The organism is Sphingomonas sp. (genome assembly GCF_039594485.1).
Taxonomy (GTDB): Bacteria; Pseudomonadota; Alphaproteobacteria; order Sphingomonadales; family Sphingomonadaceae; genus Sphingomonas.
Genome location: NZ_JBCNNI010000026.1, coordinates 1 through 15,390 on the forward strand (window position 1 = coordinate 1; position 15,390 = coordinate 15,390).

14 protein-coding genes are annotated in these 15,390 nt (G+C 60.7%); 4 read left to right on the forward strand and 10 right to left on the reverse strand.

Annotated elements, in window-relative coordinates; genetic code table 11:
• Positions 1-154: 154 nt before the first annotated feature.
• Positions 155-307, reverse strand: coding sequence for a hypothetical protein (locus ABDV78_RS13190; protein ID WP_343527848.1), 153 nt, complete (start codon positions 305-307; stop codon positions 155-157).
• A gap of 91 nt (positions 308-398) precedes the next feature.
• On the opposite strand from ABDV78_RS13190, the gene ABDV78_RS13195 reads away from it, so the two are divergent.
• Positions 399-956 carry a helix-turn-helix transcriptional regulator gene (locus ABDV78_RS13195; RefSeq protein WP_343527849.1) on the forward strand — a complete coding sequence of 186 codons (558 nt, stop codon included), beginning with the start codon at positions 399-401 and terminating at the stop codon, positions 954-956.
• Between the two features lie 326 nt (positions 957-1,282).
• On the opposite strand, the gene ABDV78_RS13200 is transcribed toward ABDV78_RS13195, so the two are convergent.
• From ABDV78_RS13200 to ABDV78_RS13210, 3 genes are read right to left on the reverse strand one after another with little or no spacing between them, the layout of a single operon-like run.
• On the reverse strand, positions 1,283-2,992 hold the full coding sequence (locus ABDV78_RS13200) for a DUF2326 domain-containing protein (protein WP_343527850.1): 1,710 nt from the start codon (positions 2,990-2,992) through the stop codon (positions 1,283-1,285).
• Positions 2,982-3,224: a hypothetical protein gene (locus tag ABDV78_RS13205; RefSeq protein ID WP_343527851.1), complete on the reverse strand. Its 243-nt coding sequence runs from the start codon at positions 3,222-3,224 to the stop codon at positions 2,982-2,984. Before ABDV78_RS13205 ends, ABDV78_RS13200 begins: the two co-directional genes overlap by 11 nt.
• Positions 3,217-4,176 carry an SMEK domain-containing protein gene (locus ABDV78_RS13210; protein ID WP_343527852.1) on the reverse strand — a complete coding sequence of 320 codons (960 nt, stop codon included), beginning with the start codon at positions 4,174-4,176 and terminating at the stop codon, positions 3,217-3,219. Before ABDV78_RS13210 ends, ABDV78_RS13205 begins: the two co-directional genes overlap by 8 nt.
• Positions 4,177-4,512: 336 nt before the next feature.
• Between ABDV78_RS13210 and ABDV78_RS13215 the strand changes: the two genes are divergently transcribed.
• Entirely contained in the window at positions 4,513-5,241 is a 729-nt protein-coding gene (locus tag ABDV78_RS13215) for a hypothetical protein (protein ID WP_343527853.1), read from the forward strand.
• A 131-nt stretch (positions 5,242-5,372) separates the two neighbouring features.
• On the opposite strand, the gene ABDV78_RS13220 is transcribed toward ABDV78_RS13215, so the two are convergent.
• Complete coding sequence (locus tag ABDV78_RS13220; protein WP_343527854.1) at positions 5,373-6,221, reverse strand: IS66 family transposase; 849 nt, start codon at positions 6,219-6,221, stop codon at positions 5,373-5,375.
• A 15-nt stretch (positions 6,222-6,236) separates the two neighbouring features.
• On the opposite strand from ABDV78_RS13220, the gene uraH reads away from it, so the two are divergent.
• Positions 6,237-6,629: a hydroxyisourate hydrolase gene (gene uraH, locus ABDV78_RS13225; RefSeq protein ID WP_343527855.1), complete on the forward strand. Its 393-nt coding sequence runs from the start codon at positions 6,237-6,239 to the stop codon at positions 6,627-6,629.
• Between the two features lie 380 nt (positions 6,630-7,009).
• On the opposite strand, the gene ABDV78_RS13230 is transcribed toward uraH, so the two are convergent.
• The 5 genes from ABDV78_RS13230 to ABDV78_RS13250 form a co-directional block, all read right to left on the reverse strand.
• Entirely contained in the window at positions 7,010-8,359 is a 1,350-nt protein-coding gene (locus ABDV78_RS13230) for a hypothetical protein (RefSeq protein WP_343527856.1), read from the reverse strand.
• Positions 8,360-8,516: 157 nt separating this feature from the next.
• Positions 8,517-10,055 carry an AAA family ATPase gene (locus tag ABDV78_RS13235; RefSeq protein ID WP_343527857.1) on the reverse strand — a complete coding sequence of 513 codons (1,539 nt, stop codon included), beginning with the start codon at positions 10,053-10,055 and terminating at the stop codon, positions 8,517-8,519.
• Positions 10,056-10,188: 133 nt separating this feature from the next.
• Complete coding sequence (locus ABDV78_RS13240; RefSeq protein WP_343527858.1) at positions 10,189-11,046, reverse strand: hypothetical protein; 858 nt, start codon at positions 11,044-11,046, stop codon at positions 10,189-10,191.
• 46 nt (positions 11,047-11,092) lie between these two features.
• Complete coding sequence (locus ABDV78_RS13245) at positions 11,093-11,746, reverse strand: hypothetical protein (RefSeq protein ID WP_343527859.1); 654 nt, start codon at positions 11,744-11,746, stop codon at positions 11,093-11,095.
• Positions 11,747-11,788: 42 nt separating this feature from the next.
• Positions 11,789-12,442: a hypothetical protein gene (locus ABDV78_RS13250; protein ID WP_343527860.1), complete on the reverse strand. Its 654-nt coding sequence runs from the start codon at positions 12,440-12,442 to the stop codon at positions 11,789-11,791.
• An 823-nt stretch (positions 12,443-13,265) separates the two neighbouring features.
• Between ABDV78_RS13250 and ABDV78_RS13255 the strand changes: the two genes are divergently transcribed.
• Entirely contained in the window at positions 13,266-15,365 is a 2,100-nt protein-coding gene (locus ABDV78_RS13255) for a S8 family peptidase (RefSeq protein WP_343527861.1), read from the forward strand.
• Positions 15,366-15,390 lie beyond the last annotated feature (25 nt).

A 15,390-nucleotide genomic window follows, 5' to 3' on the forward strand; every position in this document is an offset into this window, starting at 1 on the left:
GAAATCTCTGGATCGAGCCAGGTTGCTACGACCCTGCCACCAAGGAGATTGACGAGGGGCGCACACGCCGCAACCTGATCGTCGGACGACGTGGCCGTTTGTAGGGCGGTCGAATGTCTGCCGTACAATGCGACGCGACGTTGGCCGGAAATGGTCATGAGGATGAAGCCTTTTCTGTTGGGGGCCGCGCGGAAGACGCGGTGTGGCGGTGTTCCGCCGCCAGCTGCCGGGCGAGCAGCTGCACGAGTTCGGCCAACGCCTTCTCGCTTTTTGCATTTTTCACCCATGAGATCCGCGCAATGGCCATGGGGCGGTGATAGGAAGACAAAATTCAGGCGTGCATCAAGGATACACAATCGTTAGATTCTATTTCGATGGCTCATCGAAAGCCCGCCCGGATGCGCCTCCCGCCTGGCTATGCCAGGCTCAAGGACAACCTCGGCCAGATCATCCGGGCGCACCGGCTGGCCGGCACCGGCACCGATGTGCCCCTGCCGCCCAAGGTCTTTGCATACCTCGTCGGCATAAGCCGGGTAACGCTATCGCGGATTGAGCATGACCGTGTCTGGCCACGCTCCGAGACGCTGGTGGCGATCATGGACATTTTCATGATTGACTGGCTCGATGTTGCCGAGCCCGGTGTGACGCGCTCACCACCTCGGTGGATACCTGACACGCAGCAGGATATGCAGCGCGACTATCTCTGCCGAGCATTGAGGGCAGGGCGCATCGCATTAGGATGGAGCCTGTCGGACCTGGCGCGCTACAGCGGCATATCCGCGTCGCAGCTATCGAGGATCGAACGCGGGCAGGGCGGTAAATCTGCGGTCTTTGGCTGGCACCCGGATTATCTGGCGATAGAGATACAGGACCGGGTGATCGTCTTCACCCACCCCGTCCTGGCAAATGTCGCAGGGGGCGGGGTTCGACCAATCCATCCCAAGTATCAGAAATGAACGACCCATCGCCCTATGAGGTAGTTTGACCACCGACCTCATGATGTCGGTAGGACTGCTCAAAACTGGTGGGGAGCGGCCCGGCAGCTTTAGGGCCGCAAGTGACAATGGCGGCCGCTTGTTCACTTAGGATGCAACGGTAGCCATGGACGAGTTTCCGCCATTTCCCGCCTCCCGCTTGAATGGTCATTCACAATGGCACCGATCACTCAATCTCAAACGAGGAGCCATACGGCTGCGCGCCGCATTTGCAGACGTTGCCGTCGCCCCGTGAGGCACTTTAAGCCCCCAAAGGCGCTTTGAGGTAAATGCAAACCCGAATATAATCACCCGAGCTCTTGATAATGAGATTTTAAGAAACGCTGGCTCTTTGTGAATGTCGCCACCACGCTTTCTTCAAGTTCGTAAAACCAAGCTTCATCACGGCAATTTTCGAGACGGTCGACATTGAGCGTGAGAATGTATTGCTGTTCGTCATCCCAAGGAGCCCGCGTGAGGACGTATTCTAAGCTACGTTGCAACGTGTCATCATCGACGTCGAAAATGTTATCATGAACGAGAAGACCCGGATGTCGAGCTCGCGTATAGCCATTCGACATCAGCGCCACGTCGTAGATGAAAACCTTCTCTCGCTCCACGCTGTGACTACCGTCATCGTCAATCCGCAGAACTATTTCTACGACTTGCTTCTTATTGGTTATCCGAACGTCGAAAGACGCCTTTTTACTGCCCTGAATAAATTGATGAATGGAGAGGATCGTCTTTTCGAAAGACCGTAGCCCCTCCGCTGCTGCAAACACACTGGCCTGCAGCAAGAGTCGCTCGGCCTCGATTTCACTCTTTTTCGTTTGGCGATCTATAAGCAATTGGTCGTGTCGACCAAAAAAGCTTTTGAGTTGCCCGAGTTCATCACTCTTCGCCTGAAACGAGGCATAAGTCTGCCGCAAATTTCGTAATGCCCCGTCTTGGTTCAGCACGCCCACGAGTTTGGCATACCGACGGTCGAGCTGAGATAGATGTTTGTTGATATCGCGGATTTCAACATCGAGCACCCCCGTTTTCTCTTCGAGGAGGTGGCGTTGAAATTGTTCAATCTTAAATTTGAATGAAAGCACCTCCTTCAACTCACGGACTATGCTGTCTCCAAGACCAGCTTTCATCTGGTTGTAAAAATCCTGAATCTCGTCTGCAGGGATTCCGGGTTCTACCGCGATTGGGGTGAGGCTGGAGACGCGCCGGGCAAGTACCTCTTTTCGCCGCCGGAGATCATCCATTTGACCCTCAATCGCCAAAATCTCGTCTTTGACGACGTCGTAGGCGGGCATGTTTTCCAGTGAATCAATGCCCTCACGGATTTGTTCCACCTCCTCATCCAGCGCATTCAAGTCAGACCGAGCATCGTCAAAGCTCTTCTGCCGAATCAGCTTGACGCTGTCTTTAATCCGTTGCTCCTCGACTGAGATTTTCTCTAGCTCACGCTGGATAAGCTTGATCTCGCGATAAATTTTCAGGTCGACGCCTAGCAACATGAGGTGGGGCGAATAATTATCTGGAACGCGGGCTTTCGTGTCAAAGCACCCGACTATCGACTTAAATTCCGACCGTTCGTCCCTGATCAGTGGTCCAAGTATTTCGCGGAACCCTACTTGAGTGGTACGACCACGGAAGAGAATATCAGTTAGATAGTCGGTGGCATCGTCCATCTTCGCGAAAACTGTTTCACGACCTTCAGCTGTGATGCGAGGACGCTCCGCTTCCGCAACGGACCGCCGAATGGTAATAGGTTCGTTCTCGATAACCAAATCGACGCAGATGAACGTCGATGGATCGAAAACCTCTTTGGGAACCTTAGCGACTCTACTTTCCGACTTCTTCTTTAATAGGGCGAAATTGAGAAATTCGATACAAAGCGACTTTCCAACGCCATTGTTTTTTGAGCTAGTTTCGTCGCTTTCGCCGAGAATGATATTCACTCCCGAACCGAATTCGATCGCTGTGATGATCTCCGGATCAGTATAGAGCCGCTTAATTAGCATCAGGGGCTACCAAATATGGCTCATCAAATTCGATCAAGCCAACAGCATATAAAAACGTGATGCCATAAAAGAACGAGTTCGATGAAAACCACGGCTTACGTTTGAAGTGATTAACCACGTCAAAAATGCTAACGCGACTCTTGCCGCTTGCCTTTATAAAATTTGCGATTTCAAAGCCAACGATCGCAGGCGATTTCGCCAATGCCTCATCCTTCAAGAATATATTAGGCACTGATCACAGCCTTGTTTGGGAAAACGTTGCAAGCAATGAGTTGATTAATCAAATAATAACGCACGGCCCCTTCGTCGAACGCGGCCTCGCCGATGCCCATCATCCCCATTATCCGATCGCACAAGGCCTCCAGCGCGGCCTTGGGATTGCCCATAAATTCCCTTAGAACGCGATCACTCCAGTTCCACAGATGGACTTGGAGTTTGCGGACGCGAACGGGACCCAAATCGATGTGAGCCTCAACCTCTTTAAGAGCCCGCCCATAAATTTCGAAAAGTTTCACATACTCTTCCTGAAGGAACTTCGCATGATCGGCAAAACGATCGCGGATCTTTCCATTAGGGTCAGGGTCTTCTCGGTTATCACCCGCCTGCATGCCTTCTTCTGAAGCGCTCAGCACCTCAATGAGGCGCATTAGGGTGTGAACCTCATTCGACTGACGAGGCTCTGATAATCGAAGCTCTTTTCTAAGAAAGTTTTGGCAGGACTCGATTTTTGCTAGGTTAAGATCACTTATCATTCTTAAAAGGTCTGTTACATCCCATACGTCATCTGCAACAGACATCAAATATGTGCTTTGTTCTCCGACCGATTTTTCTCTATAGCTTTTCTTCACTCCAATTATCAAAACGATGAGACGATCATAATCGCCTTGCAAGTTGGCTTTTACGAAACCGTTCACGGTGTGCTTAATTTTCGAAAAATCGGCCGTTGACGTAACTTGGATGGCGATACGATTATCTAAATCGCCGAGGTCAATCGCGCGGGCATTCTTCTCAACGATGTTGATGTTGATGAGGCCATAATCCAGCGTCAAGTTGAGGAGGTCGCGGAAAAAGGCTTCCGCATGCACGTTTAAATCTTGAAGGTTGAGCGAATTAGACGCTTCTACGGACACGCGTAAATGCGTGAGGTAGTACGCCACGGTCCTTAGCAGCTCGGCCCGATTCATCGTCTCCGCTCTCCCTCCCCAATCGCCTCACCGGGTTAGCGCGAGCGCATAATTTTGGGCAACGAAAATCGAGTCGTTGGCTCGCGCTCGTTAAAGCCGTCATTCCGTGCCCGGCGGGCGATCGCGGTATGCTGCTCTATTTACAAGCTGTCATGATCACGTCGCGTAAGAATGGCGGCTTCGTTTCTGACCTCGCTGATCGAGCGTCTAAGCGCATCGATGAATGACCGGCAGGTTTCGGAGGACGTGATGATCTCCATGATTGGCTGCATCTGGGTCTCCGTGGCGTAAGTGTCCAGGCATCACCGTTTCTCGTCGGAAGATGGATGAGGGGCGTTGGTAACTAACCAGACATTTTTGTCAGTTAACCTGCACGGGATGCGCTACGGATTAGGAAAAGTTGCGGCTGGCACGATGTCACGTTCCAACAAGCTAACTTGGCAGCGTTACGCCGAGATCGGGATCTACGCCGTTTCCGCGTTGCTGTTTCTAGCTTGGTGGCTTAGCAGTCTATTCTCCTCGACAGAGTTGGTAAGTGGCACGTACTTCTGGTGGCGCTTCCCGGTCACTGCCAGCTGCACGCTGGTGGGAGCCGGGCTTGGGTACACCTTGGTCAAGCGCGCGCAGCGCTCATCTCGAGTGCCCCTCTCGAAGGCGGCATTGTCGCTGTCGACCGCGACATTTGCATTAATTTACAGCGTTGTGGGCAGTGGCTTAGCTGACCGCCTAGCTAATTTTTACATTTTCCGAGAACAGATTGAGGAGGCGCGCTACGTTTTGAGCCCCATCAAGGTTGCGGGCATAGGACGTGGGGCGAGGCGCTATGTTGAACTTGTCGGTTTTGATTCCGTAAGGTTCGGCATTTCCAAGCTAGACTTTGAAACGCTTTCAGCAGCTGCGCATAGTCATCCTTCCACGCGCTATTGCCTCTCGGTCTCAACCGAGCGCGTAGACCAAAACGTGCGTGTGCGCCTGCCGCGCATTCCCCGTCCGAGCGTATCAGGAAGAACGAGGACAATCATCGAATGTAGGAGCGGCGCAGCGTCGCCTATACTCATATCCTGAGTACTGGCGCCTGGCTGCAGTGCGCACCTTTGAACGAGAAGCCGAGCAAAGCGGTTCTCTCCCTTATGAATTTCCAAACGCTAGAAAGTGCCACGGCGCGAGTTCGCCGATGCGGTTGGGCAAGATGTCCATCAGCGATACGGGGTAAGCACATTGCGCAGCCAGGCTTCGGCGTCAACGAACTTGAGCCGGGCGGTCTGGATAAGCGTGTAGATCGCCGCTGCCCGCTCGCCGCCCTTGTCGGAACCGGCTAAAAGGTAGTTCTTGCGGCCGAGCGCGACGGGGTGGAGGCAGTTCTCAGCGCAGTTGTTGTCCGCCTCGAGCCGCGCGTCATCGCAGAAGCGGGTCAGCGCCTCGCGCCGCTTCAAGGCATAGCGGATGGCGTCCGCCAGCGCGCCCTTGCCGGAGATGCAGCGCATGGTGTCCTCGGCCCAGTTGAAGAAGCCGTCCACGCCGATCCTGACGACCTGGCGACGTTCCAGCCGATCCTCCCGTGGTAGCCGGTGGCCGAGTTCCTCTGCCTCGTACATCAGGTCAATCATACTGACGCCGGTGCGGGCCGTGGTCGAGCCAGTCGCCTTCCACACATCGTAGATCTTACGCCGGACATGCGCCCAGCACGCCACCTCTACGATGGGACCAGGTTGTCGCCGTCGATCGTGGAACTGCTCATAGCCCTCATAGCCGTAGGCTTGGAGGAACCCGTTGAAGCTGGCCAGATGCGCGCGTGGGCGCTCACCCTTGCGGTCGGGCGTGTAGAAGTAGGCCGGACCCGGCGGGCCGATACCCTGCCAGCCCCGGTCGTCGCGAGCGTAGACCCAGAGCCTGCCCGTCTTCGTCTTGCCGGTGCCCGGTGCCAGCACAAGGACTGGCGTGTCGTCGGTGTGGATCTTATCGCCCGCGAACACGTGGGTGCGGATGTGGTAGACCATCGCCGCGCCGACATCCCGGTTCGAGACCCAGCTTTCCTCCTTCGACAAGTTAGGACCCCGCTCATGAAGACCATTGCACTCGCATTGCTGATCGGCGTCGTCGCCACGCCTGCCGCCGCTGCCGACATCTCGACCCATGTCCTTGATCTTGCCCGCGGCGTGGGCGGCAAGGCCGTGCCCGTCACGCTCTCGAAGCGCAGCGCGGACGGGAGCTGGCAGAAGGTCGGATCGGCAGCGACCGACGGCGACGGGCGCGTCCGCAGCTTCGGGGATGCCAAGTCCTTCGACACCGGCATCTACCGGCTCCAGTTCGACATGTCGCGCTACCCGGACGCTTCGGCCTCGCCGTTCTTCCCCGAGATTACGCTGACGTTCCGCGTCACCGACAAGTCGGGTCACTATCACGTTCCGGTTGTGGTCAGCCCTTACGGCTATTCGACCTACCGGGGAAATTGACATGATCGTCGCGACGCTTCCGATTACACTTGGCGCGGCTAGAGCTGAGCCTCGGCACCTCCTCCGCTGTCCACATGAATGAATGGCAGAAGGTGGGTAGCCAAAAAGAGGCCGCGAATGACCGCATCTGGGTCGTCGCGGCAGGAGGGCAGGGCGGCCGCTCTCGCCAAATATTCGCCGTTTGGCCGATCATGCAGAATAGGAGCCGCTTGGCGGCGTGGGGCGATGATCGCGGCGCTCGGCGATGAAGCTGACAGCTGCCCCGTCGCTTCAAGGACGGAGACAGTGCCAGCGACCAAAGAACGCCAGCGCATCGCCATACTGGTGGCGACCGAAGCATGCCTTGGGGCCGGTGCCTTGGGCACCGACCCCGTAACCCATTACCGCTCCCAGATGCACCCACTGGCACAGTTGACGAGGAAGGAGTTGCTGTCGAGTTGCATCTTCACGCCGGGACGCAGCGGGGTGGCCTGCTTGATCGTGCACCTGGCATCGAAGGGCAGCGGCATGACATCGAGCGGCGTGAGGCCGAGCAGCGTTTGTGCGTCGTCTGCGTCGAAATCCTCTTCATACCATTCGAGGAACTCGCCGCGTTTGACGATCCGGCCAGGGGCCGAAATCTCAGCCTCGATGCAACCGTCGCGCCAGTATAGGGTGGCATAGACCGGCCCCAGCGGGGTGACGAACTGCACGACCGTGTCATAGTCGATCGCCAGACGAGCAAGTACCTCCGCCTGACCCTCTGGCGCGTAGCGCACGACAGCAGCGGCGAAGGAGTCGATCTCACCGTCTGCGCCAAGTGCGCGCACGACGTCGCGCGCTTCCCGGCGACCGACAATCTCGTGGGTGGCGCCCTGGTTTGGATACACGCCCTCGAAGGGAGCGGGCATGAAGTTTCGCACCACACCGGGACGGAATGCATCGTCGATGGCGTCATAGTGGACGTAGAAGCCGAAGTGCTTGTCGGTGTGTTGCCGGTGAAGGTCGATAGCGATCGCGTGCAGCGCGACGCCAACCGCATCGTTCGAGATTTTGCGCTCGGCGATCTGGCGCACTGCGCGAGCTTGTTCTGCTATGTCCTGCCGACGGTGCCACATGGCTCTCATGTCGTTAGCGATCGACAAGGCCAGGAATTTGATGTCCTCTGGCATGGCGGCGGCGAAGCAGGCCGCACCGGTGCTGTTGACCTCACGCTGCAATACCACGCCGCCAGCGTCGTGAAAGGGCGGGAACGCGAGCAGATTTACCGGACCGTAATCCGAGATGTTGCTGGGCGAGGGCAGACCGATACATTGCCACGGGCGACCTTGAACCCATTTGCTGATGAATTCACGTAACAACTCGAGGTTACGGCCATAGGCATCGTACCGGACGGTCTCCATCGGAGACAGGCCCGGCTTGCCCGTCTGGATCACCCAGACTTCCGCTCCGATCTCGACCGAACCCGGCTGGTACGGCCGAACGACGGTGCCGAGAGGAAGGCTGAATGGCCTGCCGTCTCCGTAAATGGCGAATAGCAAAAGGGCGCCGAGCTTCTTGATTGCGTCTTCGTCCAGAGTGTCGATTGTATCGACGCCATCCTCACGCCCGCTGCACCGTAGATCGACCATGATCGCGGATGCCAAGACAGTGGCGAGCGATGTTCCGTTTTCCAGTTCAACCGAGCGCAAGGCAGCATCGAACTTATTGACCAGCGTGGCTTCAAGCAGGTCAGTTGCGAACGTCTTCATTCTAAATACTCCTTTTTTCCTTTCTCTGGCTTTCGCCAATCTTCTTCAGAATCGATCGATTGCAGGTCGACTTTGAGGAGGGAAAAAGAGGAGAAGGGGCGACGCTCGCCCGGGACGCTGTCAGGGCTGATGAGCGGCCTGATGGCCGTGACATGCTCTATGGCTGGTCGGTGGGTGCATCTGTCTGGCCGACATAGAAATGTCGGCTGTTGCGCTTGATGAGGATGCCGCGCTCCTCAAGTTTCTGGAAGTGCCAGGCGATGCTGCCGGCACGCGCGCCGGTCTTGCCGCCGCCTGAGGCGCTGCCGACCAGCGACCGCGCGGGCAGGGGCTGCTCGGCATGCATTGCCTTGAGCGTCTTCATGACGCGGTCGGCCGCGACGCGCTGACCATCGGCAAGGTCAGGATAGGTTACGCCCATGACCTGCATTACGAGGTCGGTGCCCGGGGTGTAGTCCTGCTCGACACGTCGGGATCGGTCAGCGCGGGACGGCGCAGTGCGAGAGGTCTTCGGCTTGGCTCCGGACTTCGGCTTGGCCTGAGACTGCGGCGGCGTCGGTTCGCCAGCACCAGTGCCCTCGTCATCGGTGGGGGCAGGGAGGCTCACCTCGCGAAATGCCCCCTGAGCGTCGCGGATGAGGTAGCGTGGTTCGCGGCAGACCCCGAGCAAGTTGGCCTTTGCGGCATAGATGACGAGGAAGTCCTTACGCTCGATATCGGGGAAGAGGTCGCGAAGCTCCTCCTCCTCGTAATAGATGCGGCCCTTCTCGCGCCACTCCTGAAGGAGGCGCACCTCGACCGCCATGCGCGGTGCCGTCGTCCACATGGCAACACCGCGCAGACGGGAGGCGGCGCTCCCCCACGGATCCTTCTTGGGGACGAAAGCGGCCTTCGGGACATGGCCGATGATCGTGAAGAAGACGCCGAGCGCTTCGCATAGGCGGCCGAGATAGAAAAAGAAGTTGGTGGTGGCCTCGCCCTCCATGCCGTCGAACCCGGCCATGCTGGTAGCGGAGTCCATGACCACGCCGACGATCCGGTCCTCCGGATCGTCGTGCCGCGCGTTCCACTCGGTGATGTAGCGGCGAACCTCGGCCATGACCTCGGAGGGACGCCAGACGCGGTCTTCGCCGAAGCGCAGCAGGCTGGCGTTGGGGTGGCCGAACTCGTCCTCGGTCATGCTGAGGAACGGCATGACGTGGAGGCGCGAGCAGGTCTCGTGCGCGACGGCCGCACTCTGGTGCATCGTGTTCTGCACGATGTCGCGCAGACGGCCGACGATCTGCGGCCGGGCGTCCTCGGCGGTGAGGATCAGGACATGGCCGGTGCCGTTGATCTTGCCGCCCAGCCAGGTCGGTGCCCGGTGCTCCGGGCGGCTCGCGATCATCGCCGCCATCCAGAGCAGAAGCTGAGTCTTGCCGGTCGAGCCCGCGCCGAACCAGACGGCTGCGCCCTGGGCCGCCAGCCAGCCGTCGATCCGGAAGGGGATCGTCGGGGTTGCGTCCTCGAAATGGTGGCTGGCCAGCCATTTGTCGGTCTCGGGCTGGGAGTCCCAGCGCCTCGTCGGCGCAGCATGCGCCGACGCGGGTCGGCGATCCGAATGCATCGGATCGCTTGGTGTGGCATTCGATTTGGTCATGCTGGCCAATCCCGGTTGCGGGTCGGGCTCATGATGAGCGCGACGGGAATTCAGCATTCAGCGTACAATGCCTTTATATATGTTTATGGGCCATGGGCGGCTGAATGCATCAGCCGCCCTGGTCCCAGTGCGCGCGCTGAAAAAAATGCGGGCGATGGTTAACGCGGGCGCAGGGCCTTTTGCGCGATCGTCAGGGTGACGGGATCAGCTCTTCGACCTTGGCGGCTTCGAGCGCGAAGGCTTGGCTCAGGACCTCTGTGCCGTAGCGTACCCAGTCGGCGGCATAGGGGCGGTGAGAAAGGTGTTCGGCGACGAAGGTGGTCACCCTGTGCGTCGCTTCCAGAGTCGACACGCTTCCGCCGAGCAGATGCCGCCAGCGCATGAGGAGCATCAGGGTTGAGAGGACATCTCCCTCCGCCACCGCCTTGACCGACGACCATTTGCCCTGATCCATCAGCTTGCTGACCTGATCCGGGCGGCAGGTGATCTTGGCGGGCACGCCGAGTTTGGCTGCAACCTCGGCGAGGTGGGCGGATTTGGCGCCGCCACACATCTCGCTCATCAGGTCGAGATGTCCCGACGCCTCGCGCCGCCATGGCGAATGCAGGCCTGCCAGTCGAGGAGGCAGGCGCAGCCCCGCGGCGACGGCGGCGAGCATGATCTGCGGCATATCGGAGTGGAATCCGCCCCAGGTCACGATCTGGACATGACCCAGTTGCGCCACGTCGGCGAGAAAGGCAGCGACGATGCCAGCCTCGTCGAGTTCGGGACACCCGCGTGTCTCCATTCGCACCGGGCGCAAGCCGTCGTCACCGTCGGTGAGGATGAGCCAGGAAAGGGTCACGATCTTCTGGCACGGCCAGCGCGGTGTCACGCGCGGGTCATAGCGGCGCTCGCGCGGCTCGATGTCGGCGACGTCGGCGGGGCAAAAGCGTTCGGCTGCAAGATAGCGACCATGGACTTCACGATCGTAGCGGCATTCCGCATCGAGGACGACGACATAAGCAGGGGTTTCGCTCTTCCAGAGGCGAGCGGGATCGATATGCATGGTAATTCTCCTGTCGGAGGAAGGTCCGGGATGAGGGGAGGGGGCTTCAGAGGTCGGTGCGTTGCTCGCCCCGCCAGCGGTCCAGCGCCCGAAGTGCAGCCTGTGCGGGGTGATCGGCGTCATCGAAGTCGCCGAAGCCTTGAGCCCAGCATCGCCATCCGGCGATCGCCTCGCCGATCAGTTCGACCGCAGTGGTCGCCGGATTCGGCAGCAGGACGGTCGGCATCTCTGCAGCGCACTCGTCAACTGGCGTTTGCGGCGGGCACATGCAGGGCATGAGATGCGCGCGTGCCTGACGAAGGTGCCATGTGTGACCGAGCGGCAGGGCCCGCCATCGTCCCGCGGTGTCGGCGGCGGCCGCAATGATCTGCGGATGGCGCGCCGGATCGGCCAGCGCGAGCAGACGGTAGGGGACGGCGCCGAAATTGTGCCTGCTGATCACGGCATCGGGCGATGCGACGTGCGGCTCCAGCCAGTCGAGCAGATCAAGGACGGTATCCCCTTCGCCTAGGCAGCGAGCCTCGGTCGAGAAGCGGTAGCCGTCATGATCCGGGGTGACAGTGAGCACGCCGATCCCGCAGAGAATGCGGGCATCCGGCCTGTTGCGCGCGGCGGGACAAGCCCCGATGGTGCGGATGGCGAGTGCGATCGATGAGGGCGCAAAACCTCGCGCCTCGACCGACAGGTCGACGAGAGACATAGGCATTTCCTTGAATATTGGCCGCATGGCGGCCGAGTGGGATCAGTCGGCGGCGGACAGCAGGTCAGCGACGTGCGCTTGTGCTGCGGCATGATCGCTTTCGCCGAGCCAGGCGGAGAGATGGTCGCTGAGGACGGCGGCGATGCTGTGTCCGACCGGGTTCAGAGCAGCGAAGCGCCGTATGACGAGCCGGAAGGTGGCGATCGCATCGACTTGTACCTCCCGCTCGATCTCACTGATGTCCGACCGTAGCCAGTTGGCGAAGCGGCGACCTCGATCGACCGGGGCATGGAGAATGTTCATGTTCGCGCAGGCCTGCGCGAAGGTCAGCCGTTTGTCGTCATGGCTGGCGGTCAGGTTCAACGCATATTGTTGACCGCATCCCGCGAGCGCGCGGATGCAGGGCGACCATTCGGCTCCCGGCAAGTGGTCAAGGAGTGTGGCGTCATCGTCCAGGCCATATCCGGCGATCGTTGCGCCATCGCGGAGCAGCTGTTCGTCGAGCCAGGTCAGGAGCCACTCGGCGGGATCAGAAGGCTGGAGGGCACAGCTGCCGAGGGTGAAGTGAATGAGCGAGCCGCGTAATTCGGCGGTGAGAATGGCAGCACCGATGGGGATCTGGCGGTCGACGCCCAGGCGATGACCGACGTCGAGCCGGGCAACGCTCAGGGCCGTGATGATAGGTGAGGGAAGCATAGGCAATGTGCTCCAGGCACGCGCCATTGTCGCCCACGCCGCGTGAGGCGGCGGGGTTTAAGACGCGTGGATGGTGGGGGATGACCGGCAGGACCGATCGACGACGAAAAATCTGACCGAAGGCCGAGCCGGCGGATGCCAACCCTGTTTTTCCCTTCTTTCAGAACCTTCGCTTCATCTGCCCATACGGATCAGCGCCACCAGCGCCCCTTTTCCATGCCATCAGCATGGATGTGCCCCTTCGGACTGTCGCAATTTGTTAAGGATTGGCCTATAGCCTGGGGCGGTTCGCGGATTTTGTCCGTGAACCGGGGCGTCGAAACCCCGCACTGAAAGCCGGTCGCAAGACCAAACACGGTCGCAGAGCTCTTTGTGACCGGGTGGCGGACGCGCATGTCCAGGCCACCCGGCTAAAGGCGCCCGCGCCAGTTTCAGTGCTGGTTTCGAACATCCGGTCTCCAGAGGGCCGGCACCCCGCCATTTCACGGGGTGCCGCCGGCTGTCCGGCGCGCATCCCCATCGGGGGATGATGATGGTTGGAATACGGGGGATCAGAGCAGCGTCGGCCAGCATGCTGGCGATGACGATCGCTGCCTGCGGGGGCGGCGGCGCGATCAGCAGTTCGGGCAGCGTAGCGACGCCACCGCCGACTGGCGGCTCAACGCCGACGCCGAGTCCATCACCGACGCCTGCGCCGACACCGACGCCCGCGCCTACGCCATCGCCAAGTCCGACACCGTCGCCAACGCCGTCGCCGAGCCCAACGCCCACGCCGTCTCCGACGCCTTCACCCACGCCGACACCAGCTCCCACACCAACGCCAGTGCCAACGCCGCCGGTCTATTCGACGCCGGTGCCGCCACCGCCGGGCTATGTCATCACGCCATCGGACCGCCAGCCGATCCGCTCGGTCAACGACACGCCCGAGTTCCGCCGCAACTATGGTGCGAACGAGTTCATGAATTCGCTTTACGCCCTCGACAGCGGGCACACCGGCCAGGGCGTCACCGTCGCCGTGGTCGACGATGGCGTGATGGACGTGAACGGCGAGCTTGAGGGCCGCATCGATCAGACGCTGTCCAAGGACTTCGGCTATATCGTGGCCGCGGACGGCACCCGGACCAAGCGCAACGAGTTGGGCAGCACCGCGTCCGATCACGGCACGGCGGTCGCCAACATCATTGCCGCCCGTGTCAACGGCGGTGGCGCAGTGGGTTATGCGCCGTCCGCGACGATCGTCTCGCTCCGGGTCGCCGACTGGAACGAGAAGACGCAAGGGGAAATCCTGTCGCATACCGACGAGGCGATCCGCTATGTGGCGGATAAGGGTATCAAGATCGTCAGTTCATCACTGGTCGGTGGCAGCGCAAGCTGGACCGCGGCAACCGAGCGCCTGGCAGCAACCGGCGGGCTGCTGGTCAACTCGACCGGCAATTACGGCGCTGCGGATCCCCACAATAGCCAGTGGATCACCGCCGGCAATCGCAACGCGGTGCTGTTCGTCGGTGCGCTCAGCCCGGCGCTGAACGCCTACGAGATTGAGGCCTATTCCAATCGGGCGGGGTCGATGAAGGATCGCACCGTCGTCGCGGTCGGCTCCAATGTGACGACGCTGGTCGATGGCACGGTCGGTGTCTTCTCCGGCACCAGTTCGGCGGCACCCGTGGTCGCAGGCCTCGCTGCCGACATCCTGTCCAAATGGCCCCAGCTGAGCGGCCAGCAAGCGGGCGACGTCATCCTGAAGACCGCCAAGGACATCGGTGCGCCGGGGCCGGACGAGGTATTCGGCATGGGTCTGGTCGACTTCAAGGCGGCGCTGTCGCCGGTCAATCCGACGCTGTCGAACGGCAGCACCCAGACCAGCATCGCCAGGTCGGTGATGGTCGTGCCGGGGGCTGTTGGCACCGCTGCGATCCAGACGGCGCTGTCGCATGTCACCGTACTCGACGCCTATGGCCGCGATTTCGCGGGTTCGGTCGCCGCGCGCGTCGTCCAGCCGCAGGTGATGGCCGACCACCGGATCGAGCGGCGAGTCCAGCAGATGGGACGACAGGCGAGCCTGTCACTCGGCGGCTTTAGCGGGACGATGGGCTTTACGAGCACCCGCTTCGGTCCCGGCCAGGATCAGGTCCGTGCCGAAGCGACGGCGGGCACCGTCGGTTACACTGACGGGACGAGCCGGATGCATGCGGCGTGGAATACCGGCGACATGCTTCAGGCCGATGTCATGGGGCTGGCCCCCTTCGCTGATGGCGTGCTCGCCTATGTGCCGCAGGCCGGGACCAGCCTCAGCCTCGACCGGGCGGTCGGTGGCGGACGACTCGGGCTGACCATGGCGGCGGGGCGAGCCAGCGGGAGTGCCGCGCAGGCGATGACGCTGGGCTGGAACCAGGACGACTTAGATCTGCGCGCGTCGTTCATCGACGAAGACGGCACGCTGATGGGCATGCCGACCGGCAGCGGCGCGCTGCGGCTGGGACGCGGTGCCCACACCGTCATGGTCGAAGTTCATCACCGCATCGGCGTGACCGATGGCTGGGCGCTGGAGGTCTATGGCTCACTGGGCATCACCCGGCTCAAGATCGACGCCGCGTCGCTGGTGACCGGCGCGACCCCGATCCTCGGCAGCCGGATCGGCGTGCAGGCAAGCGGTGCGGTGCCCGGCGGCCTGCTGACGCTCGGTATCGCGCAGCCGCTCGCCATCGAGGCGGGCGCGGCGGAGTTGACGCTGGGCACCGGCTACGACCTTGCCAGCCGTTCGGTCCTGTATGGCGTCACCCGCGCCAGCCTTGCAGGGCAACGCCGTGTCCAGCTGACCGCGGGTTACGTCACCCGCACCGCCATGCCGCTCCGCCTCGGCGTCATGCACGACGTCACCGACGGCTCCGTCGCCGCGCTCGTCGGCTGGCGCACCGGCTTCTGATCCGATCGATATCACAGGGAGACAC